Genomic DNA, 21,019 nt, shown 5'->3' on the forward strand with positions numbered 1-21,019 from the left:
ATATGACATTGGAATCTAGGTACGGAACCATCAAGGGGCGGGTAGAGTCCGCCTGCGAACAGGCCGGACGCCCCGCCGATGCGGTGCGAATCATCGGCGTGTCCAAGACCGTCGGACTCGATTCGGTCGCCGAAGCCACCAAGGCCGGCATCCACGATTTCGGGGAGAACCGCCCCGACGAGCTCGTTCGCAAGCATGATGCGTTTCCTGACGAACGTTGGCATTTCATCGGGAACATCCAATCCCGCCAGCTGTCGAACGTGGTCGGCCGTGCATACCTGATTCACTCCCTGTATCAGGAGTCCCATGCGGCGAAAATAGACCGTCTGGCTGCCGAAAAGGGCATCGTCCAGGACGTTCTCATCGAGGTGAACGACGGCGAGACCAACAAGCAGGGCGTCGACCCCGACAAGGTAAAGGAAATGGTCGAGTTCTGCGAAGGTCTCGAGCACGTTCGGGTGAAGGGTCTCATGATCATGGCGCCCATCGGCTCCGCAGAAGAGGCTTCGAAGACCTTCGCCATGCTTGCCCGCGTGCGCGACGAAGTCGTCGAATCCTTCTCGCAACAGGGGAAAGACGTGCAATTAGGTGAACTTTCAATGGGGATGAGCGATGATTACCTCGAAGCGATTCCCCTTGGAGCTACCATGGTTCGCATAGGACGTGCTATATTCAGCGATGAATATGACGCGATTCTTGACAATTAATCGACGAAAGCAGGTTTGCAATGCCATTCCAACTTCCGAGCTTTGATGGACTCAAGGACCGTATCGGCATCGGCGGTCAGCAGGAGTCTTCGTCCCGTCGTTCTCGTCGTGCGTATGATGACGAGCCGGAAGACGATTACGGTTATGAGGATTACGGCGAGTACGGCTACGATGACGACGCCGACTACGCCCAGGAAGGCTACGTGGCTCCGTCGGCTACAACCTCGTCCATGCCCCGTTTGGTGACCGCTGGCGACATCCGCGCGCACCGTGCGACGGCCTCCACGGATTCGGACAGCCGCGTCAGCAGCCGCGAGGCGTACCGTTCCTACGGATCTTCCGATACCAGCGGAACCGACAATCGCTCCGCAGGCCTGCAGAGCCTGTTCACTCCCTCCGAAGGGTCCGACACCTATGCGGCCCGTCGCATGTCCCGCGTGCTTACGATCGTCGAGCCGAAGACCTACGAAGACGCCGAACGCGTGGCCAACGGCCTGAAATCCGGCGACATGGTCGTCCTGGCCCTTCGCGATACCGATGAAACCCTGTCCAAGCGTATCCTCGACTTTTCCTTCGGCGCGGCCAGCGTTTTGGGCGCCCAAGTCGACTGCGTTGCCAGCCGCGTGTACACGTTGGCTGCCGGCGAGGGCTTGACGGCAGATGAAACCACCAGACTTCGCATGCAAGGTTTGATGTAAATGCTGAAATATCTGATTGTCCAGCTAGCGAACATCTACACGACGATCCTGTTCGTGTATGTGCTCATGTCTTGGATTCCCAACAAGCGCGGAATCATCGCTGACATCGACACGGCTCTCGGAAAGCTATGCGACCCGTTCCTGCGTCCTTTCCAGCGCATCATCCCGCCCATCGGCGGCATGGTGGATGTGTCACCGATATTTGCCCTGATTGTATTACAATTCGTGGTGCAACTGATTGTCCGCATACTGTAGCGCCTAGGCGTATTGCAGATTAAACGAACCAGAAAAGGAGCTCGTATGGCCATCAATTCAATTGAGATTCAGAACAAGACGTTCACCGTCACCCGCAAGGGTTACGACATGGACGAAGTCGATGTGTTCCTGGAGCATGTCGGCAAAGAGATCGACGGCCTGAACGCCGAGATCGAGCGTCTGATCGACCAGGTGCAATCTCTGCGCACCCAGCTGAACAACGAAGAGGAAATTGATCTGGATGCCGCTTTCGCCGAGCCGGTCATCGCCGATGAATACGTTGAGGAAGAAGAGCCCGAGGCTCCGGCCCCCGTGTTGACGGAAGACGAGAAAGATGCCCGCATCGCCGAGCTCGAGGCCCAGGTTGCCGCCGAGAAGGCAGATGCCTCCGTCATCGCCGATGCCCTGCTTACCGCACAGCGTTCCGCCCAGCAGGTCACCGACCGCGCTAACGCCGACGCCCGCAAGATCAAGGCTGACGCCGAGTCCGATGCTGCTGGCATCATCAACCGCGCCAATGTCGAGCGTGAGAAGATCGAAGTCGCCATCGCCGACCTCGAGGACACCCATCAGGCCACCTGCGAAGCCTACGCCGCTTCTCTGCGTGCCTTCGTCGAGGACGCCACCCAGAAGATCGCCGAGATTGACGAGGAGCTCGCGCGCGCCAAGAACAACACCCATGTGCGCTCCCAGGGCAAGGCTCAGCAGCCCATGCAGGGTCAGGTTCAGCCTCAGCCGATGTACAACGCGGCTGCCACTGCTTATCAGCAGCCGGTAGGCCAGGCTCCTAACGGTGCCGTGAACGCCGTTCGCCCGACTCCCTATCCGCAGCAGCCTGCTCCCATGGAGAAGGACCTGAGCGGTTACGGCGACGCTTCCGACGCGTTTGATTTGGGTGACATCGACTAAACATCCCGATTGCCGCTGTGAGGCGCTCTGACGTGCGGACTTGCCCCCTTATTCGATTCTCTGCGCGGCCGTAAGGCCGCTCGGTCGCGAAGCGGGGCAATCCGCCTCCGTCAGAGCGCCTCTTGCTGTCTTTGCCTGATCCTTATCCAACTCTTATTGAAACGGCGGGGCACTTTGTCCCGAGGAAGGCCGTCACGCCGGAGCGCTGTTCCTTTCGGCAAAGCGCGCCTCTTCGCTGGCATGGTCGGGCTCGGGTTCGGTGCTCTTCGTTTTGATTCAGAAAAGACGAATGCCACCCTGATGGGTGGCATCATGCCTTAGCGGGCCTGTAAGCCGGGTTCTGTCTTTGAAGACGGCCATTTATCTTGAGTACATGTCACCATGCACCTCTAGCAGGCTACCCGCACGCACGGAGAGGCTGAACCGTATCGCGTGCCTATTTGCCCTTGCTTCGGATGGGGTTTACCAAGCCATGCCGTTGCCGGCATGCTGGTGCGCTCTTACCGCACCTTCTCAGCTTTTCTCTTAACCGCTTGCGCGGCCAGTGGGAGTTTCCTTTTCTTCAGCACTTTCCGTCGGGTTTCCCCGCCCGGCCGTTAGCCGGCATCCCGCCTCTGGAAGCCCGGACTTTCCTCATGGGGGCAAGCCCCACGCGACCGTCCGGCCCGCATAGCCCGCACATTGTAGCACTAGGGAGGGGAAGTGGTGTACCATGCAGACGCTGCCGGCGGACCGAAACCACAAGGAGGCTACGAATATGGACATCGCGAAGACCTGCGCCATCGTGGGTGCCTCGGATTTCAACGCGGAGCACTTCTTGGCGCACCCGTTCGGTTTCGTCATTGCAGCCGACGGCGGATTGGCCCATTTGGAAGCATGCGGCGCGCATCCCGATATGGCATTGGGCGATTTCGATTCGTTGGGCTATGTGCCCGAGCGTCCGGTCGTCGAGCGTCATCCCGTCATGAAGGACGAATCGGACCTGGAGCTTGCCATCGACAGGGCGCTTGAGTTCGGATGCGCGGACATCGTGCTGTATGGGGCTCTGGGCGGCCGTGCAGATCACACCTATGCTACGCAGCAGACGATGGTGCACGCCGTCCGCCATGGGGCAAGGGTTTATGCCGTCGGTGCCGACCATATGGAAACCGTGCTGCATGGCCCCGCAGCTTTGGATTTGCCGGCATGTTCTGCGGAAACGTTTTCCGTGTTCGCCGTAAGCGACAGGGTGGAGGGACTTTGCGAGTCGGGCTCGCTGTACGAAACGGACGGCCTCGTTTTGACGAACGACCTGTCGAGGGGGCTGTCGAACGAGTTCACCGGTTCCCCTGTACGCATAACCCTTGAGTCGGGCGACCTGATCGTATTTCTGCCAGTTCTTCCGTTGGTCGATCTGTAGGGATTCACCACCTTCTGGAGCTCAGATAGAAATCAGGTTCAGTTCAGGTTCGGTTCAGGAAGAAATCAGGAAGAAATAAGGCTCAGTTCAGACTCGTTGTGGATAACTTCGGGAGGGGGGAACCTCGATTGTGCCGAAGAGTGGCCGAATTATGAACGATTTGTAGAGCGGTTGACAGATGGACATGATGTCGGTAATATTCTCACTCGCGCTTGACATGCGACTCGCAAACAAATTGGGGTGTCGTCTAATGGCAGGACAGCGGTTTCTGGTGCCGTATGTGAGGGTTCGACTCCTTCCACCCCAGCCATTACCTTAAGCGCGATTGACATATGGCCCGGTCGTCTAGCGGTTTAGGACGCCGCCCTCTCAAGGCGGAGATCGGGGGTTCGAATCCCCTCCGGGCTACCACGACTTCCGAGGTCGCGAGCTTATTTCGCTCGCGGCTTTTTTATTTTTAGATGGTGTTGCAGGAATCTCCGGGGCGGTGCGGTTCAAGCCGCATCAATGCGCGATGCGGTCATCCAAAAAGGCCAGAAGGTCGTCGCGCGTGTTGTTGACGAGCTCGTCGATTACGGCGTCAAGAGCAGCCTCCAGCGCAGCGCCCACGCTCGGGCCCGCAGGAACTCCCCGCGCTATGACGTCCGTACCGTCAATGGCGAGGTCCTTGATGTCGAAGGCGGCTTCTTTTTTCAGAACGTCGTCGAGAACCAAACCGACTTCCTCTGCGATGGCGGCCCGTTCCTGATGCTCGGGGGCGTGCGCCAAAGCGTCGGCCTTTTTCAGCTCGAGCAGCTCCCTGAGCATACGCACGTTCCCGCCAAGCCGGCGCAGGGCCTTCCTGACGCTTCGGGGCGTTGGAGATATCCTGTCGTCGTGGGCTCCGACCAGCGTGCAGATCTCCGCTGCCTCGTCCTCACGCAGCTTCAGCCTGCTGCAAACCTGCTCGGAGATAACGGCTCCGGCGGCGGCGTGGCCGGGGGAGTGCCCCACGCCTTCTTCGTCAATACGGAACACTTCGGGTTTGCCGATGTCGTGAAGAAATGCGGCGTAGCGCAGCACGCGCTGCTGGGGCGCAAGGCTTACGGTGTAGGCGGTGTGCTCCAGTACGTCGTAGATGTGGTATTTGGTTCGCTGGTCGAGCCCTTTCATGGGCAGGGCCTCAGGAATGAACACGCCGATGACGTCGATCCAATCCATGATGGCTTGGCGTGCGTGGTCTCCTTGGAGCAGGCGTGCGAATTCGGCCTCGATACGTTGCGCCGGTGCGTGTTTGAGCAACGGGGCTGACGCGAGGGCGGCTTCCTTCGTCCGGCTTTCGACGTCGAATCCCAATTGGGAAGCGAACCGTGCGGCGCGCAGGATGCGAAGCGGGTCCTGCCAGAACCGCTCGGAGGGCTCGCCGACTGCCCGTATGGTTTCATTCGAAATATCCTTGACGCCGCCGAACGGGTCGAGGATTCCGCAGTTTGGATTGAAAGCGAGCGCATTCATTGTGAAGTCACGCCGCAAGAGGTCCTTTTCGACGGAATTTGTGAAGCGGAATCGGGAAGAAGGTTCCCAAACTGAAAGTTTCCGATGCTCGGCGTTTTGAAACGCGATTCGGGTGCCTTCGATGGGCTCCTCGGTGCGGAATGTGGTGATCTCGACGAGGTGCGCACCAGTGTTCACCGTCACGGTTCCGCGGTCCGTGCCGGTTTCGTAAACCTTGAATCCCTGGGAGCTGAAAAGGTCGCGAATGGTTTCCCACCGCGCTGACGTGCTGATATCCAGGTCATGGGGAATGCGCCCCATCAGCATGTCGCGCACGTAGCTCCCCGTGACCCAGGCTTCGTGGCCTGCGGCCTCCAACGCGTCGACGATGCTGGCTGCATCGGGCGGAATCGTTATGTCGTGCAGCTTTCCCATGTGTTGAAGTTTAGTGCATACCAGTGTGGAAAACGTTGGGGATTATCTGTCGATAGATAGTGGGTAACACGATTTTAACCTTTTGTGCCCTATGGGTTCCAGGACTAAATACAACCAGACATAGAATCGAACCTCCCTATGACGCACGTAGGGGAAAGATGTTTGGCGTGCGAGTACTGAGGAGTTTGAGCATGAAAGGATTTTTGCGCAGATGCGCTTGCAACGGGCATAGGCCGCAGGCATTGGGGCTTGAAAGCCGATGCTCCCGAGGGCGGCTCGCCAAAAAGATGCTGCAGGAGCGCGGTGTCCCCCGCATACTTGTGGCGCCCACGGGGTTCGGGAAGACATCGTTGGTCGCCGAATATGCGCAGGACATCTTCGAATTCAGAAACACGTTTTGGATCGATTGCACCGATCCGTGTTTTCTGCGGGAGCTGGATGCCAAGCGGTTGGGGCTTCAGCTCGTGGAGGCCGGCGGCGAAGGCTTTCTCGCCGTGTTCGACGACGTGCCCTATCTGGACGATGCCCGTGCCGAAGAGTTCTCCGAAACCATCGACAGCCTGGTGGATTCGGGGTGGGAGGTCGTCGTGTCGACAACACCCGCGTTCTCTTCCATCCTCGATCACCAGACGGTTTGCGTGCGTGTGACCGCTGAGGACCTGCTCGTCGACGATATGGAATACGAAGGGTCGAAGGACCTGTCCTTTATGGACAAACGGGTTCCCATGAAGGACGTCCGCCGCCAGTCGCGCGTGCCTGCCTTGGTTTGGGGGATGCGTCCCGACGTGGACCGGTTCGCCTTGCATTTGGTCGACGACCTTCCGATCGAGCTTCGGCTGTCGCTGTTCATCATGCTGGTGCTACAGCATGGCGTTATGGAGGACGTGACCATCTTCGGACGCGGCGTGAAGAAGGACACGAGGCGTTTCTTTATGGAGAGCTACCCGTTTCTGGGCGTCAATACGGTTTCGGAGAGTTTCGATGCATGCATCATGGACATCGGCCACGTTAGGATGGCTTTCGGCGGCTGCCTGGATGAGATGGTGGCACACTCCTCGAACATGAACGTGGACTCCCTGATTCAGAAAATGGCGGACTATCTGGTGTCGAAGCGCCGCTACTTGCGCGCATGCGAGGTCATGAGCACGTTCTGCTCGCGGTCGAAGCGGGCGTCCTGGCTTACCCAGAAGCAAGGCATGCTTCTGCGCGTGGGCCAGCCGCTGCTGGTTCTGGACCTGTACGAAAGCCTGGGCGAGGGCAAGGGGGCCTGTTCGGCCGAGTTGACGCTGGCCGCCTCCTATGCAGCAGCCCTGCTCGACGACGATGGCCGGTGCGTTCGCTATGCCCTTTCCGTCGGCTCCGACCCCCAGGCCCTGCCTTGGCAGCGGGTGCTCGGGTGCTGCCTGTGCGTGGCCCGCGGCAAGGCGGAAACCAAACAGGGGGCAATCGATGGACTCGAGAAGATGATCTCCGAGAGCCCGTTTGACGGGTACAAGGGGAAAGACGCTCCGCTAGTGAGTGCCCAGGCCATGCAAACCATGCTTCGTGCCATGTGGGATGTGGGGATGGATGACATGCATTACGAAAGCGAACTGGAGGAATGCGCGGATGACCTGCCGAAAAGCCGCGTTGGCGTCCTGATTCTCATCCAGGCGCTGCAGGCGTCCGAACGGCGCGGCGCCCAGCAGGTCCCACTGGCAGACGGCGACCTCATGTCAAACGCGATGCACCTGTCCGACATCGCGCGCGGCTGTTTGTCGACCCGGCGCAGGAAGCTCATGATCCCCGACATGCTGGAAGCGCTGCTCTGCGAAGCTATATGCAACCACGCCGACACGTACCGTGTGCCGCGCCCAGAGACCTCCCCGGAGCGCCAGCACTACATCCGCCTGCTTGTGAACTCCCTCGAAGGGCAGAAGAAAACCGTACGCGCGCGGATGGAGGATGTGGGCGCACCTGCCCAGATCGTTGCGAGCCAGGTGACGCCGGTCCAGGTCATCGATCAGGTTCCTCCGATGTACCTGCGGCTGTTCGGCGGCTTGCAGATACGCATAGGGGATACGGACCTGGGGCCGGACGACCTGAGGAAGGCGAAGACCAAGACGCTGCTCGCCGTGCTCGCCCTGGCGCATTGCCGGGAGGTGCCGCGCATGCGAATTCTGGAGGTGATGTGGCCTGGTTCGCCCAAGAAGAAGGCGCTCAACAACTTCTATTCCCTCTGGTCGTCGCTGCGCCACTCGTTGGAGCTGGAAAGCGGGGAGTGCCCGTATCTGGTCCGGCACCAGCTGAGCTGTATGCTGGACGGCCGCTACGTCACGAGCGATGTCGACGAGCTGGAGAGGTTGTGCGGCAGGCTCATGTTCGACGACCCTGACCCGGATGCCTGGATGCCGATTTACAAGGTGATCCAGAACCAGTTCTCCAACGACCTCATGCCGGCCGAGGAAAACAACGCCTACATCATCTCGATGCGCGAATTCTACCGTTCCCGGATCATCGACTCGTTGGTGCACGGCGCGAACCGTCTGTACGACATCCAGGAGTACCAGGCCGCGCTGTGGTTCGCCAGGGCGGGGTTCGAACGCGATTCACGGAGGGAAGACACGTGTTGCGCGCTGATGAAGGCGCAGATTGCAAACGGTCAGTCGGACGCGGCGGTATCCGTGTACATGCACCTGTGCTCGTACCTGAACGAGGAATTGGGCATCGACCCCTCGGCGCAGGCGCGCCGTCTGTACGAGCGGGCGATTCTGTGCTCCGATGATGGTTCTTTCCTTGGGTGATGGCAGCAGAGATGGGTTGTACGGTTCGACTGTGGTAAAGTTCTACCGATTATGGACACATGTGCGCCGCTTTTGCAGAGCGGTGCGTTTCAGAACATAACGACAAAAGAGGTACTATGGGATTTCTTTCCAAGCTGCTTACGTTTGGCGAAGGCAAGCAGCTCAAAGGCTACCAGGCGAAGGCGGACCGCATCGGAACGCTGGAGCCGTCCATGCAGGCTCTTTCCGATGACGAGCTGCGTGCGCTGACCGCCGCGTACAAGGAGCGTGTCGCCAACGGCGAATCGTTGGACGACATCCTGCCCGAGGCTTTCGCAGCTGTGCGCGAAGCCAGCGTTCGCACGCTGGGTCTGCGCCATTTCGACGTGCAGCTCATCGGCGGCATGGCGTTGCATGAAGGCCAGATTGCAGAAATGAAGACCGGCGAAGGCAAGACCCTCGTGTCCACGCTCGCGGGCTATCTGAACGCCCTGTCCAACGACGGCGTCCACGTCGTCACCGTCAACGACTACCTGGCCCGCCGCGACAGCGAGTGGATGGGCCGCGTATACAAGTTCCTGGGCATGGAAGTCGGCCTGATTCAGAACGGCATGCGCCCCAAACAGCGCATCCCGTCCTACAAGGCCGATGTCACGTACGGCACCAATGCGGAGTTCGGTTTCGACTACCTGCGTGACAACATGGTGACCCGTGCCGGATCCCGCGTCCAGCGCGGGCACAACTTCGCCATCGTCGACGAGGTCGACTCCATCCTTATCGACGAAGCCCGCACGCCGCTGATCATTTCCGGTGCCGGCGTGAAGGCTGCCGACACGTACAAGAACTTCGCCCGCGCGGTCCGCGGGCTGCAGCGCGACCAGGATTACGTCCTCGACGAGGCCAAACGCACGATTGTCGCCACCGAGATCGGTCTGGCGAAGATCGAGGCCCGCTTGGGCATCGACGACATCTACGCCGACCCTTCGGCCCAGCTGGCCAACCACCTGCAGCAGGCCCTGAAGGCGGAGTACGTCTTCCATCTGGACATCGACTATGTGAAGACCAACGGCGAGATCAAGATCGTCGACGAGTTCACGGGCCGCATCATGGAAGGCCGCCGTTACTCGGAGGGCCTCCACCAGGCATTGGAGGCCAAAGAAGGCGTCCGCATCCGCGAGGAGAACCAGACGCTTGCCACCATCACGCTGCAGAACTACTTCCGTCTGTACAAGAAGCTCTCGGGTATGACCGGTACGGCCATGACCGAGGACGCCGAGTTCCGCCAGATTTACAACCTGCCCGTTGTCGCCATTCCGCCCAACAAGCCGGTTATCCGCATTGACGAGAACGATCTCATCTACCGAACCCTCAAGGGCAAGTACAACGCCGTTGCCGACGAGGTGGAACAGCGTCACGCCGCCGGCCAGCCGTGCCTGGTGGGTACGGTCTCCATCGAGAGCTCCGAGCTGCTCTCCCGCATTCTGGATAAGCGCGGCGTTCCACATGAGACCTTGAACGCCAAGAACCATGAGCGCGAAGCGAACATCGTCGCCCAGGCAGGTCGCGTGGGTGCGGTCACCATCGCCACGAACATGGCAGGCCGCGGTACCGACATCCTGCTCGGCGGCAACCCCGAGATTCTGGCCGAAGACATTCTGGCGGAGTCGAACATCGACCCGGCAGAAGCCACCGACGAGCAGCGCGCTTTGGCGCTGCAACAGGCGAAAGCCATCACCTCCGCCGAGCATGACCAGGTCATCGCGGCGGGCGGTCTGGCCGTCATCGGCACCGAGCGCCACGAATCCCGCCGTATCGACAACCAGCTCCGCGGCCGTGCCGGCCGTCAGGGCGACCCGGGCCTGACCCAGTTCTACCTGTCGCTGGAAGACGACCTCATGCGCCGCTTCGGGTCCGATCGCATGGATTCCATCGGGCGTATGATGGAGAAGACCGACATCCCCGAGGACATGCCCATCCAGCATTCCATGGTGTCCAAGGCCATCGAAAGCGCCCAGCACCAGGTCGAGGCAATGCATTTCGCCGCTCGTAAGAGCGTTCTGGAATACGACGACGTCATGAACCTGCAGCGCACCGCCATCTACGACGAGCGCAATGCCATTCTGGACGGCAAGGACATGTCCGAGCGCATCGAAAGCATCGTTCAGGATGCCGTAGAGGCCGTGGTCCAGGACTGCTGTCCGGCCCGCACCGCCAGCGACGACTGGGACATCAAGGGTGTGAACTCCTGGGTGGCGGACATGACCGGTTTGGGCGGTTTCGACGCGAGCCAGGTCGACCACGACGACGACCCGGCCACACTGACCGACATCATCTGCGACCACCTGCTCGAGGTGTACAAGGGTAAAGAGGAGATCCTCGGACACGAGGTCATGCGCGGTCTGGAATCTCAGGTCATGCTTCGCATCATCGACGTTCGCTGGATGAACCATCTTCAGGAGATGGATTATCTGCGCACAGGCATCGGCCTGCGTGCCATCGGCCAGCGCGACCCTCTGGTCGAGTACAAGGGGGAGGCGCACGCCGCCTTCGCCAACTTGACCTCCGGCATGTACGAGGACTTCCTGCGCACGATGCTGCGTCTGCAGGTGGCAACGCCCGAAGAGGCCGAAGCCGTCGAATCGCAAGATCACCCTGATGCCTTGGCCGGCAATGTGAACTACTCGTCGCCCGAAGCCGCGTTGGAAGGCGCCGGCACCGCCAACGCCGCCCGTGCGGCCGCAGCCGCCGCGACTCCGCAGGCTCCCAAGGCCGCGATGCAGAAGGCCAAGACCTACCGCAAGGATGAAGACGACGACCCGTATGCGAATGTGGGCCGCAACGACCCGTGCCCTTGCGGAAGCGGCAAGAAGTTCAAGAAGTGCCACGGTATGTACCGATAGGGCAGTCATGGCTGAAGAACAGATACAACTGGCGTCCCTCGACGAGCTGGCAGAACGAGTAGCTGCTGCTCGAGAGTACCGGCATATTAACGAGAACGAATCGCTGCTCGAGAAGCTCAACGAAGAGATAGCTTCGCCAGATTTCTGGAACGATTCCCAGAACGCCTTGCAGGTGTCCAAGCGTGCCAGCGAGGTGCGCTCGATTCTGGATGAGTATGAGCACGTCGCCAGCTTGCTGGAAGATGCCCGCACAGCCGACGAGCTTTCCGCAGACGACGAGATGTTCGCCGAGGAGCGCGACGAGCTGCGCAGGCAGCTGTCCGACTTGCTGGACGGGCTGGAGGTGTCTTCCTGGTTCTCGGGCGAAATGGATCCTTGCGACGCCATCGTTTCCATCAATCCCGGGCAGGGCGGCCTGGAGGCGCAGGACTGGGTCGACATGCTGTACAAGATGTACAGCAAATACGCCGAGAAGAAAGGCTGGAAGGTCAGGCTTCTCGACATCACCCCAGGTGAGGTCATCGGTTTGGATCGCGCCGTCATCCAGATCGAGGGCAAGAACGCCTACGGCATGCTTCGCAGCGAGAACGGCGTGCACCGCCTGGTGCGCATCTCGCCGACGGATGACAAGAAGCGCCGTCAGACCACCTTCGCCGGCGTTGAGGTTCTGCCCGTGGTCGACGACGAGATCGAGGTCGATCTGAACGTGAACGACGTGCGCGTCGACGTGTACCGCTCGAGCGGACCCGGCGGCCAGTGCGTCAACACCACCGACTCGGCGGTCCGTCTGACCCACATTCCCACAGGCATCGTGGTGACGTGCCAGAACCAGAAGAGCCAACTTCAGAACAAAGACGCCGCATTCAAGGTCCTGCGTGCTAAGCTGTACGAGCTTGAACGCCAGAAGCGCGAAGAGGAGATCGACGCGCTGCGTGGCGAACGTATGGACAACAGCTTCGGCAGCCAGATCAGAAACTATGTCCTTTATCCGTATCAGCTCGTAAAGGACTTGCGGAGCGGGATTGAAACTGGGAATGTTGACGCCGTCCTCAGCGGGGACATAGAGGAATTCGTTATCGGCTATCATCGCTGGCGTGTCGCACAGCGATTGGCATAAGTGCGCATCGGGGGAAAGGACGATAGTGGACTTGAGAGAGTTAGAGGCCAAGGCCTTGGACCTGCGGGTGGATATCATCACCATGCTCGAGCAGGCCAAGAGCGGCCATCCGGGCGGATCGCTGTCCGCGGCCGACATCATGACGGCATTGTATTTCGGCGGCATTATGAACCACGATCCGAACAACCCGACCAAGGAAGACCGTGACAGGTTCGTGTTGTCCAAAGGCCACGCAGCGCCAGCGCTGTACGCCGCATTGGCCGAGGCGGGGTATTTCCCGAAAGAAGAGCTGGTGACATTGCGCAAGCTTGGCAGCAAGCTGCAGGGCCATCCCGATTGCAAGAAACTTGCCGGCGTTGAGGTTTCGACCGGTTCTCTGGGCCAGGGCCTGTCCATCGCGGCAGGCATGGCATGCGGTCTGAAGCTCAAGGGCGCCGAGCAGACCGTGTACACGCTTTTGGGCGACGGCGAATGCCAAGAGGGCCAGGTCTGGGAGGCGGCAATGTTTTCCGCCCATCGCAACCTGGACAACCTGGTGGCTATCGTCGACCACAACAAGCTGCAAATCGACGGCAACATCGAAGACGTGTGCTCGCCTGAAGATCTGGGCGACAAGTTCCGTGCTTTCGGCTGGCAGGTGTTCGTCTGCGACGGCAACGACATGGAAGCCGTCATGGACACGCTGACCTCGGCCAGGGGAATCCATTGCGGAAAGCCCAAGGCGGTCATCGCGGAAACCACGAAGGGCAAGGGCGTTTCGTTCATGGAAGGCCAGGCAGGATGGCACGGCAAGGCTCCCAACGCCGAGCAGTCCGCCCAAGCCGTTGCAGAGCTTACCGGCAAGGAGGTCGAACATGTCTAACGAGAAGAAGGCCACCCGTGCCGCTTACGGTGCGACCCTTATCGAGCTGGCCCAGGCGGGGCTGCCTGTCGTTGCCGTGGACGCCGACCTTACCGGCTCCACCACAACCAAGAAATTCGGCGACGTCTATCCCGACCGCCTGTTCAATGTGGGCATCGCCGAGCAGAACATGATCGACGTGGCCGCCGGCCTGTCCCTCACTGGAAACATCGCCTACACCGGTTCGTTCGCCGTGTTCGGCACGGGCCGCGTGTACGATCAGATCCGCAATACGGTCTGCTACTCCAACCTCAACGTGAAGATCGCCCCGACCCATGCCGGCGTCTCCGTCGGTCCTGACGGCGGCAGCCATCAGATGATCGAGGACATCGCCCTTATGAGGGTCCTGCCCAACATGAAGGTGCTTGTTCCCGCCGACTACGAAGCCGCCCGGGCGGCCCTTAAGGTTGCAGCCGAAACCCCCGGCCCCGTGTACATCCGCATGGGCCGCGCTTCGGTTCCCTGCGTGTACGAAGAGGGCAAGGAGCTCGAGATGGGCCGCGCCTACGTGCTGCGCGAAGGCACCGACGTGACCATCGTCGCATGCGGCGTCGAGATCAACGAGGCGCTGATCGCCGCCGACCAGCTTGCCGAAGCGGGCATTTCCGCCGAAGTCATCGACGCGTTCTGCGTCAAGCCCCTCGACGAGCAGACCATCCTGGCGTCTGTCGCCAAGACCGGATGCGTTGTGACCGCTGAAGAGCACTCCGTCATCGGAGGCCTTGGCGGAGCCGTGGCGGAGCTGCTGGCCGAGACGACCCCGGTGCCGATGTACCGCATCGGCATGCGCGACGTGTTCGGCACCTCCGGCGAGTTCGAAGAGCTTATGGCCGCTTTCAAGCTGGACGCCGCCGCCATCACAGAAGCTGCAAAGAGCGTTATTTCTCGCAAAAACGCCTAGTCGCAGCCTTGTTTTAACCGAATAGCCGTACCTGCGCGCAAGTGGGTATTCTGTGACTGCCGCCTGATAGGGCGGCAGTCGCGGTAAAATGGCCTGGTTGAGTCCAGTAACTATTATTTGAACGGAGCATTCTGTGACGAACACCAATGACGCGTCCGATCGCGCCGCAAGTCCTACGGGCGAAATGGCTCCCGTAACGACTGTGCGTCATGCTCAGCCGACTCGCAGGCGTATGTCGGATCAAGCAACCGGGTCTTTCGCACCCATCACGTTTGATCAGCAAACCAATCGTTTCCCCAACAATGCGGACCTTTCGGAGGCCCTGCCATCCTTCTCCGAGGAGGATTTCGAGCAGCAGCAGTCCATGGGTTCGCCCGTCATCACCTTCGAGCATGTGACCAAGGTGTATCCCGCACAGCCCAACCGTCCCAGCCTGCATGACATTTCCGTGCAGATCTTCGCTGGCGAATTCGTGTTCCTGGTGGGCCACTCCGGATCGGGCAAATCCACCTTCATCCGTCTGATCACCCGCGAGATCAAACCGACCGACGGCAAGATCTACATCGCCGATGAGGACCTGACCACCATGCGCAACTGGCGCGTGCCGTACCTGCGCCGCAACATCGGCTGCGTGTTCCAAGACTTCAAACTGCTCCCGAACAAGACCGTGTTCGAGAATGTGGCCTTCGCCTTGGAGGTAATCGGCAAGAGCCGTCACGTCATCAAGACCCAGGTCCCCGAGGTTCTGCGCCTCGTCGGCCTTCAGGACAAGCTGAACAAGCGCCCCGACCAGCTTTCCGGCGGCGAACAGCAGCGCGTGTCCATTGCCCGCGCCATCGTCAACCGTCCTCCGCTGCTGGTGTGCGACGAGCCTACGGGTAACCTCGACCCGCAAACCTCTCGCGGCATCATGGATTTGCTGGAGCGCATTAACCGCACGGGCACCACGGTGCTTGTGGCAACCCACGACCGCGAAATGGTCGACAACATGCGCCGTCGCGTCATCGCTTTGGACAACGGCCAGCTGACCCGCGACCAGAACAAGGGAGTTTACGGTTACGATGTCTAGTCTGATTTACTTTTTCAAGGAGTCGTTGACGGGTTTCACCCGCAACCTGGGTACCACCCTCGGCTCCATCATCACCATTTTCCTGTCGCTGTTCATCATCGGCCTGTTCCTGGTGAGCGGTGCCATTGTGAACAACATCGTCCTGTCCGTGGAGGACAAAGTCTCCATCACCGCATACATCGGCGACGAAGCCGAGCAGGAAGCCATCGACGCCATGATGGCAACCATCGAAGGTATGGATGGGGTGGAGTCCGTGAACTTCACCTCCAAGGAGCAGGCCCTCGAGAATTTCCGCAATTCCACGAGCTCCAATCCCGAAATCGTAGATCAGCTGGACGGCATGAACCCGCTGCCGGCGTCCATCGACATCGAACTTGATGAGGCTCAAGAGGTCGAAGACGTGGTCGCCCAGATTCAGGAGAACCCTGACTTCCAGGCGATCTGCGACAGCCCCGACAACCCTGCCGACAGCTTGCGCTTCGGCGGCCAAGAGACCGTGGAGCGCCTGTTCAGCGTGACGAACTACATCCGCTATATCGGCATCGCCCTGATTGCTCTGCTGGTCTTCATCGCCTTGGTGTTCATCAACAACACCATCCGTCTGGCCATTCTGGCCCGTCGTCGTGAGATCGGCATCATGCGTCTGGTCGGCGCTTCCAACGGATTCATCCGCGGGCCCTTCCTGATGGAGGCTTCGCTGCATGCGGTCATCGGCGCCGTTCTGGCCATCGGCTGCCTCGAGGTCATCCGCCGCATCGCTTTGCCGCACGTGTCGGAGGCTCTCATGTGGCTGCCCATCGAGCTGTCCACTCATACGTACCTGCAGATGTATCTGCTGCTCGTCGTTGCCGGCCTGATCATCGCCGGCATCGGCTGCACGTTCGCCATGGGCCGTTATCTGAAGGTGTAACCCGGATCGACGCTCATGCAGCATAGCGCACCTACGAAACATATCGACAAGAGCACGCGCGATAAGAAGATTGTAAAGCTCATGCTGGTCTTCATCTGCGCGTGCGCTTTGTTTGCCGCAGGCTTTACCGTACGCGGATACGCTCCGCTCATGGACCGGCTGGGGTTCCAGACCAACGCTGACCCGTCGAAGTCTGCGGAACTGGCACCCGAACAGATTGCGCCCGTCGCCCGTCGCGTGAACGAGGTCGACGGGGTTCTGTCCAGCGGTGCCCTGCATTCCTACGATGACGACGATGCGACGCGGGCGGCCATCGAGGCGTTTCTGACCTCCACTGGCGACCCCTTCGCGCATTATTACGACAGCAACCGGTACACCACGTACGTGACCACATCGAATGCGAACTATCCCGGCGTGGGCGTGTTCTTCGCGGAGTATAACGGTCAAGCCTACGCGCTGGACGTCTTCGAAGGGTCGTCTGCGGCGGAGGCCGGCGTGCAGTCGGGCGACTTCGTGGTGGCCATCGACGGCGACCGCTCCCAAACTTGGACTGCGACCGAAGCCATCAACGCCGTGCGCCGCGAATCCGGCTCCAACGTAGTCATCACGTGGCGTCGCGCTCAGTCGTTGGATTCCACGGAGGGTGAAGAATACACCACTACGCTGGTGACGGCTGAATACGATGAGCCGAACGTGCTGACGCAGCTTGTGGGCGATGTGGGCTACATCACGCTCGAGCAGTTCACTCAGAACGCCGACGCCATGCTGAGCCAGGCCATCGCCGAGCTGACGGACCAGGGAGCCAAGGCGTTCGTGCTCGACCTGCGCGACAATCCGGGCGGCTATCTGTCGAAAGCGGTCGACGTGGCATCGCTGTTCATTCCGAGCGGCGTTGTCGTGCAGATCGATACGGCGTCGACGTCATCCACCCGTTCGGTTTCGGGGGCCGTGGCCACTGATGCGCCGCTGGTCGTGCTGATTAACGGCAACACTTCCGGTTCTGCTGAAGTGCTCGTGGCGGCATTGCGCGACACGGGCCGGGCCACGGTGGCAGGTACCACGTCCATGGGCAAGGGGTCCGTGCAGATCATCACGCCTCTGTCGTTCGGTGGCGCCGTGCGTTACACCGTCGCCCAATACAAGTCGCCAAGCGGCTACGTCATCGACGGTAAGGGCATTTCTCCCGATGTCACTATTGCTCTGGGAGCGAATTCTTCGGAAGACAACCAGAAGGTCGTCGCCATCGAAACCGCCCAGTCCCTGATCTCCTCGTAGTTCTGATCGGAGGTCGATATGGCTAAATCCCGTTCACGCGGGCCGAAGACGCGTCGGGTGAACCGTGCGCGCCCCCGCGGCGTTCTCAACATGACTTCCGCCGGATACGCCTTCGTGCAGACGGCGGAAGGGGAGTTCTTCATTCCCGCATCCAAAGTGCACGACGCGTTCGACGGTGACGTGGTCGAGGTGTCGCGCCTGTCTTCCTCTGAACGGGGGAGCTACGCGCAGGCCGGACCCGACAGGCCCGCCGCGCGTGTGGTGCGAGTCGTGCTGCGGGCTCATGAATCCATCGTCGGTCGCTACGAGGTCGCCGAACCTTTCGGCATCGTGGTGCCCGAAGACCCGCGCATCAAGCACGACATCTTCACGCTGAGGGCGGATGCGCCCCATGTGCAGCATGGCGACATCGTTCGCGTGCGGATGACCGTCTACCCGAATCGCCGCGAGCCGGCACAAGGCGTGGTGGAGGAGGTTCTGGGGCATGTCGGAGATGCCGGCATGGACGTGGAGCTCATAGTGGCCCGTCACAAGTTGGAAACCAAGTTCTCGCCGAAGGTCCTGGAAGACGTGGCCCATGCTGCGGTGGGCGAAGCCGAGGCGTTGTCGTCCGGCGATTACCGCGACATCCGCAATCGCGTAGTGTTCACCATCGATCCGGCGGATGCGAAGGACTTCGACGACGCGCTGTCTTTTGACAAGGTGGGCGGCTACTTGCGCCTGGGAGTGCATATCGCCGACGTATCCCATTACGTTCCCTGGAACTCGCCGACCGACCTGGAGGCCCGTCGCCGGTCGACGAGCGTGTATCTGGTCGACCGCGTGGTTCCCATGCTTCCCGAGGTGCTGTCCAACGACGTCTGCTCGCTGCGGCCGCGCGAGCCGCGCCGCGCCATGACGGTGGATCTGTACCTTACCGAAACGTTTTCGGTCCATCACGTGGATGCGTACCCGTCGATCATCGAATCCTGCGCCCGGCTTGACTACGACACGGTCCAGGAATGCTTCGACCGCGTTGCTGGAGGCGAACGTCCTGCCGCCGTTTCCATGTTGCAGGACGTTTGCAAAGATCCCGAATCGGTGCTGGTCCGCCTGTTGGGGCTCAAACGCGTCTCAGTCGGATTGCACGAACGCCGCCTCAAACGGGGAGGTCTGGACTTCGATGGCGTCGAAGCGAAGGTTCGGCTGGATGACGAGGGTCGTCCCGTGGGCGTCGATATCCGAAAGACAACCCAGGCGACGTCCCTGGTCGAAGAGGCTATGATTGCGGCCAACGAGGCAGTGGCCAGGCTTTTGCGCGACGGCGCCATCCCGTCCATCTACCGTGTGCACGAACCGCCCGCAACCGGGGACCTGTCGGCGCTGATTCCGATTCTGCAGGAGTTCGGATACGACAGCGACGTCTCCATGTCCCGGTTCGCCGCAGGCGACCCCTTCGCCATTCAGAAGGTGATCGCCAAGGCGAAGGGCCGGCTGGAGGAGCCGCTCGTGTCCACCCTTGTGGTGCGCGCGATGACGCAGGCCCGCTACGTGGACGCCTGCGAGCCGCACTTCGGGCTGGGAAGCGAGGCATACACGCATTTCACGAGTCCTATCAGGCGGTATCCCGACCTGGTGGTGCATCGCATGCTCAAGGTGAAGCTGTTCGGGCGCACCGAGACCACATCCGCCGAAGAGGCCGCGCTGGCGACCATTGCGGCCCATGCGTCCGAAATGGAACGCAAGGCCGAAACCGCCGCCCGCGAATCCCAGGAGCTCAAGCTGTTCGAGCTTCTGGAGGAACACATCGGCGAAGAGTTCGACGGCCTGGTTTCGGGTGTGACGGCGTCGGGCTTCTTCGTGCGGCTGGACGACACGTCCGAAGGCTTCGTGTCGCTGCGCCGTGCCCAGGAGTATTTCATCCTCGACCCCGAGCGCTACACGCTGACCGGTTCAGACAGCGGGGTGGTGTACCGGCTGGGAGCCCGCGTCCGCATCCGCGTGAGGGACGTGTACCCGTTCGAGCGCAAAGCCGACTTCGATCTTGTGGCGCGGCTGAGCAGCGCCACCTTGCCCAAGTACAAGGGATAAAGAAAAGGCCGCCCCGAACTGGGACGGCCTTCGACGTTGATGGTGGAGGCGCGGAGAATCGAACTCCGGTCCATACTAGATTCCCGGTCAGGCTCTACAAGCTTAGTCTGGGATCGGGTTTCGGGGGTGCTCGGCTCTCAGACAAGCGTTGCAACCCCTAGCCGGTTCGGTCTTTATTCGAGCCATACCGACTACGTGCTCGAATGCATCTCCCTAAGAATGACGTCGCAGCGGGCTCGGGAGCGTTTCCCGCATTGACGAGCTGCTATTTAATTAAGCAGCAAGGGCCATACGGCCAGTATTGTAAGATTTGCCAATTAACTTGACGGTACCCCTGTTTAGCGTGGCGAGGAGACCACGGCCTGCTCCTCACTTCAAACCTACCATGTCGAAACCAGTCGCCCCCGTAAGAGCCGCACGTGGCGGTAGATGAAGGATGTGCTCCACCATCTGCGTTTGTCAATGTGCCAGGTGAAAACCTGAGAAACGTACCTTAGCACCATCGGGCCAAATGTCAAGCGGTGCGAAAGGGCTTACTTGAACCATTCCCTCGGATCGACGACGCTGCGGATATCGTCCATGGCCTCTTTGAACTCGCGTGCGGTCTGCGCGGTTTCCTTGGCCAGGTTGATTCCGTTCTCGGCGCCCTTCTGCACGTCGCCTTGGGTGATGCCCCACATGATTTCCTCGTCATCGGGGTCGACTTCCTCCTCGGCGGGGCAGTAGTCGTAGTATTCGCATTCGTCGCAGTTGCCGTCGCATCCCGCTTCGTAGTAGGCGTAAGCCGCATCGAACAAGGCCCGTTCCTCATCGGTCAGGGGCTCGTCTTCCTCTTCGGCGGGTTCGTCTTTGGTCTCGTCCTCGGTCTGGGTCATGTCGGCTTCGCCTTCGACCTCGTCCGCCGTTTCCTCAGCAGGGGCTTCTTCGTCGGAGGCCTGCTCGGTCTTCTCTTCGGGCTCGTCGTCTTCCTCGTCCTCAAAGCCGGCGTCGCAGTAGTCGTAATACTCGCAGGAATCGCAATCGCCGTCGCATCCGGCCTCGTACATCTCGCGCCATTCGCGGCGCCAGTCCTCCTCGGTCTTGGGCTCGAATTTCTCCTTCAGACGTTGGAACTCTTCGTATTCGCGCTCTTCGGCCGTCTTGGTGTCGGCGGCCTTGGTGCTCTTCTTGGCTGCGGGTTTAGCGAAGCCGCGCTTGGCTGCGGCAGGCTTCTTGCGAGAGAACAGTGCCATAGATAT

General features: G+C 60.5%; 16 protein-coding genes, 2 tRNA genes and 2 other RNA genes. 16 read left to right on the top strand and 4 right to left on the bottom strand.

What is annotated here, in order from left to right:
• The first annotated feature begins 2 nt into the window (after positions 1 to 2).
• The 4 genes from SHEL_RS04365 to SHEL_RS04380 are packed head-to-tail and all read left to right on the top strand — an operon-like array spanning position 3 to position 2,569.
• On the top strand, positions 3 to 707 hold the full coding sequence (locus tag SHEL_RS04365; RefSeq protein ID WP_012798042.1) for a YggS family pyridoxal phosphate-dependent enzyme: 705 nt from the start codon (positions 3 to 5) through the stop codon (positions 705 to 707).
• A gap of 20 nt (positions 708 to 727) precedes the next feature.
• Complete coding sequence (sepF, locus tag SHEL_RS04370) at positions 728 to 1,405, top strand: cell division protein SepF (RefSeq protein ID WP_012798043.1); 678 nt, start codon at positions 728 to 730, stop codon at positions 1,403 to 1,405.
• Positions 1,406 to 1,660: a YggT family protein gene (locus SHEL_RS04375; protein WP_012798044.1), complete on the top strand. Its 255-nt coding sequence runs from the start codon at positions 1,406 to 1,408 to the stop codon at positions 1,658 to 1,660.
• Positions 1,661 to 1,705: 45 nt separating this feature from the next.
• The gene (locus SHEL_RS04380) at positions 1,706 to 2,569 is read left to right on the top strand and encodes a DivIVA domain-containing protein (protein WP_012798045.1); all 864 of its coding nucleotides are present in this window, start codon (positions 1,706 to 1,708) and stop codon (positions 2,567 to 2,569) included.
• A gap of 313 nt (positions 2,570 to 2,882) precedes the next feature.
• On the opposite strand, the gene rnpB is transcribed toward SHEL_RS04380, so the two are convergent.
• An RNA gene (gene rnpB / locus SHEL_RS14655) (RNase P RNA component class A) lies at positions 2,883 to 3,241 on the bottom strand.
• Between the two features lie 85 nt (positions 3,242 to 3,326).
• Here rnpB and SHEL_RS04385 point away from each other — a divergent pair.
• From SHEL_RS04385 to SHEL_RS04395, 3 genes are all read left to right on the top strand, one after another.
• A complete protein-coding gene (locus SHEL_RS04385; RefSeq protein ID WP_041422489.1) occupies positions 3,327 to 3,968 on the top strand; it encodes a thiamine diphosphokinase in 642 nt (213 codons plus the stop codon).
• Between the two features lie 236 nt (positions 3,969 to 4,204).
• Positions 4,205 to 4,278 (top strand) — tRNA-Gln (locus SHEL_RS04390).
• Between the two features lie 24 nt (positions 4,279 to 4,302).
• Positions 4,303 to 4,379: transfer RNA gene (locus SHEL_RS04395), tRNA-Glu, on the top strand.
• Between the two features lie 93 nt (positions 4,380 to 4,472).
• Here the strand turns inward: SHEL_RS04395 and SHEL_RS04400 are convergent.
• Positions 4,473 to 5,876 (bottom strand): CCA tRNA nucleotidyltransferase, encoded by a 1,404-nt coding sequence (locus SHEL_RS04400; protein ID WP_012798047.1) that lies wholly within the window; start codon positions 5,874 to 5,876, stop codon positions 4,473 to 4,475.
• A 191-nt stretch (positions 5,877 to 6,067) separates the two neighbouring features.
• On the opposite strand from SHEL_RS04400, the gene SHEL_RS04405 reads away from it, so the two are divergent.
• The 9 genes from SHEL_RS04405 (at position 6,068) to SHEL_RS04445 (ending at position 19,781) form a co-directional block, all read left to right on the top strand.
• Positions 6,068 to 8,659 carry a BTAD domain-containing putative transcriptional regulator gene (locus SHEL_RS04405; RefSeq protein ID WP_169304500.1) on the top strand — a complete coding sequence of 864 codons (2,592 nt, stop codon included), beginning with the start codon at positions 6,068 to 6,070 and terminating at the stop codon, positions 8,657 to 8,659.
• 116 nt (positions 8,660 to 8,775) lie between these two features.
• Positions 8,776 to 11,538, top strand: coding sequence for a preprotein translocase subunit SecA (secA, locus tag SHEL_RS04410; protein WP_012798049.1), 2,763 nt, complete (start codon positions 8,776 to 8,778; stop codon positions 11,536 to 11,538).
• Between the two features lie 7 nt (positions 11,539 to 11,545).
• Entirely contained in the window at positions 11,546 to 12,655 is a 1,110-nt protein-coding gene (prfB, locus tag SHEL_RS04415; protein ID WP_012798050.1) for a peptide chain release factor 2, read from the top strand.
• Between the two features lie 25 nt (positions 12,656 to 12,680).
• Entirely contained in the window at positions 12,681 to 13,517 is an 837-nt protein-coding gene (locus SHEL_RS04420) for a transketolase (RefSeq protein ID WP_012798051.1), read from the top strand.
• The gene (locus tag SHEL_RS04425) at positions 13,510 to 14,457 is read left to right on the top strand and encodes a transketolase family protein (protein WP_012798052.1); all 948 of its coding nucleotides are present in this window, start codon (positions 13,510 to 13,512) and stop codon (positions 14,455 to 14,457) included. The genes SHEL_RS04420 and SHEL_RS04425 overlap by 8 nt, the downstream gene beginning before the upstream one ends.
• A gap of 133 nt (positions 14,458 to 14,590) precedes the next feature.
• On the top strand, positions 14,591 to 15,526 hold the full coding sequence (gene ftsE, locus SHEL_RS04430) for a cell division ATP-binding protein FtsE (protein WP_012798053.1): 936 nt from the start codon (positions 14,591 to 14,593) through the stop codon (positions 15,524 to 15,526).
• A complete protein-coding gene (ftsX, locus tag SHEL_RS04435; RefSeq protein WP_012798054.1) occupies positions 15,519 to 16,436 on the top strand; it encodes a permease-like cell division protein FtsX in 918 nt (305 codons plus the stop codon). The genes ftsE and ftsX overlap by 8 nt, the downstream gene beginning before the upstream one ends.
• 15 nt (positions 16,437 to 16,451) lie before the next feature.
• On the top strand, positions 16,452 to 17,711 hold the full coding sequence (locus tag SHEL_RS04440; RefSeq protein WP_012798055.1) for a S41 family peptidase: 1,260 nt from the start codon (positions 16,452 to 16,454) through the stop codon (positions 17,709 to 17,711).
• Positions 17,712 to 17,729: 18 nt separating this feature from the next.
• The gene (locus tag SHEL_RS04445; RefSeq protein ID WP_050749527.1) at positions 17,730 to 19,781 is read left to right on the top strand and encodes a ribonuclease R family protein; all 2,052 of its coding nucleotides are present in this window, start codon (positions 17,730 to 17,732) and stop codon (positions 19,779 to 19,781) included.
• A 40-nt stretch (positions 19,782 to 19,821) separates the two neighbouring features.
• Here SHEL_RS04445 and ssrA read toward each other — a convergent pair.
• Positions 19,822 to 20,187, bottom strand: a transfer-messenger RNA (tmRNA) gene (gene ssrA / locus SHEL_RS14795).
• A gap of 127 nt (positions 20,188 to 20,314) precedes the next feature.
• A complete protein-coding gene (locus tag SHEL_RS04450; protein ID WP_012798057.1) occupies positions 20,315 to 21,013 on the bottom strand; it encodes a hypothetical protein in 699 nt (232 codons plus the stop codon).
• Positions 21,014 to 21,019: the final 6 nt, after the last annotated feature.

It is taken from the genome of Slackia heliotrinireducens DSM 20476, from assembly GCF_000023885.1.
Lineage (GTDB): Bacteria > Actinomycetota > Coriobacteriia > Coriobacteriales > Eggerthellaceae > Slackia > Slackia heliotrinireducens.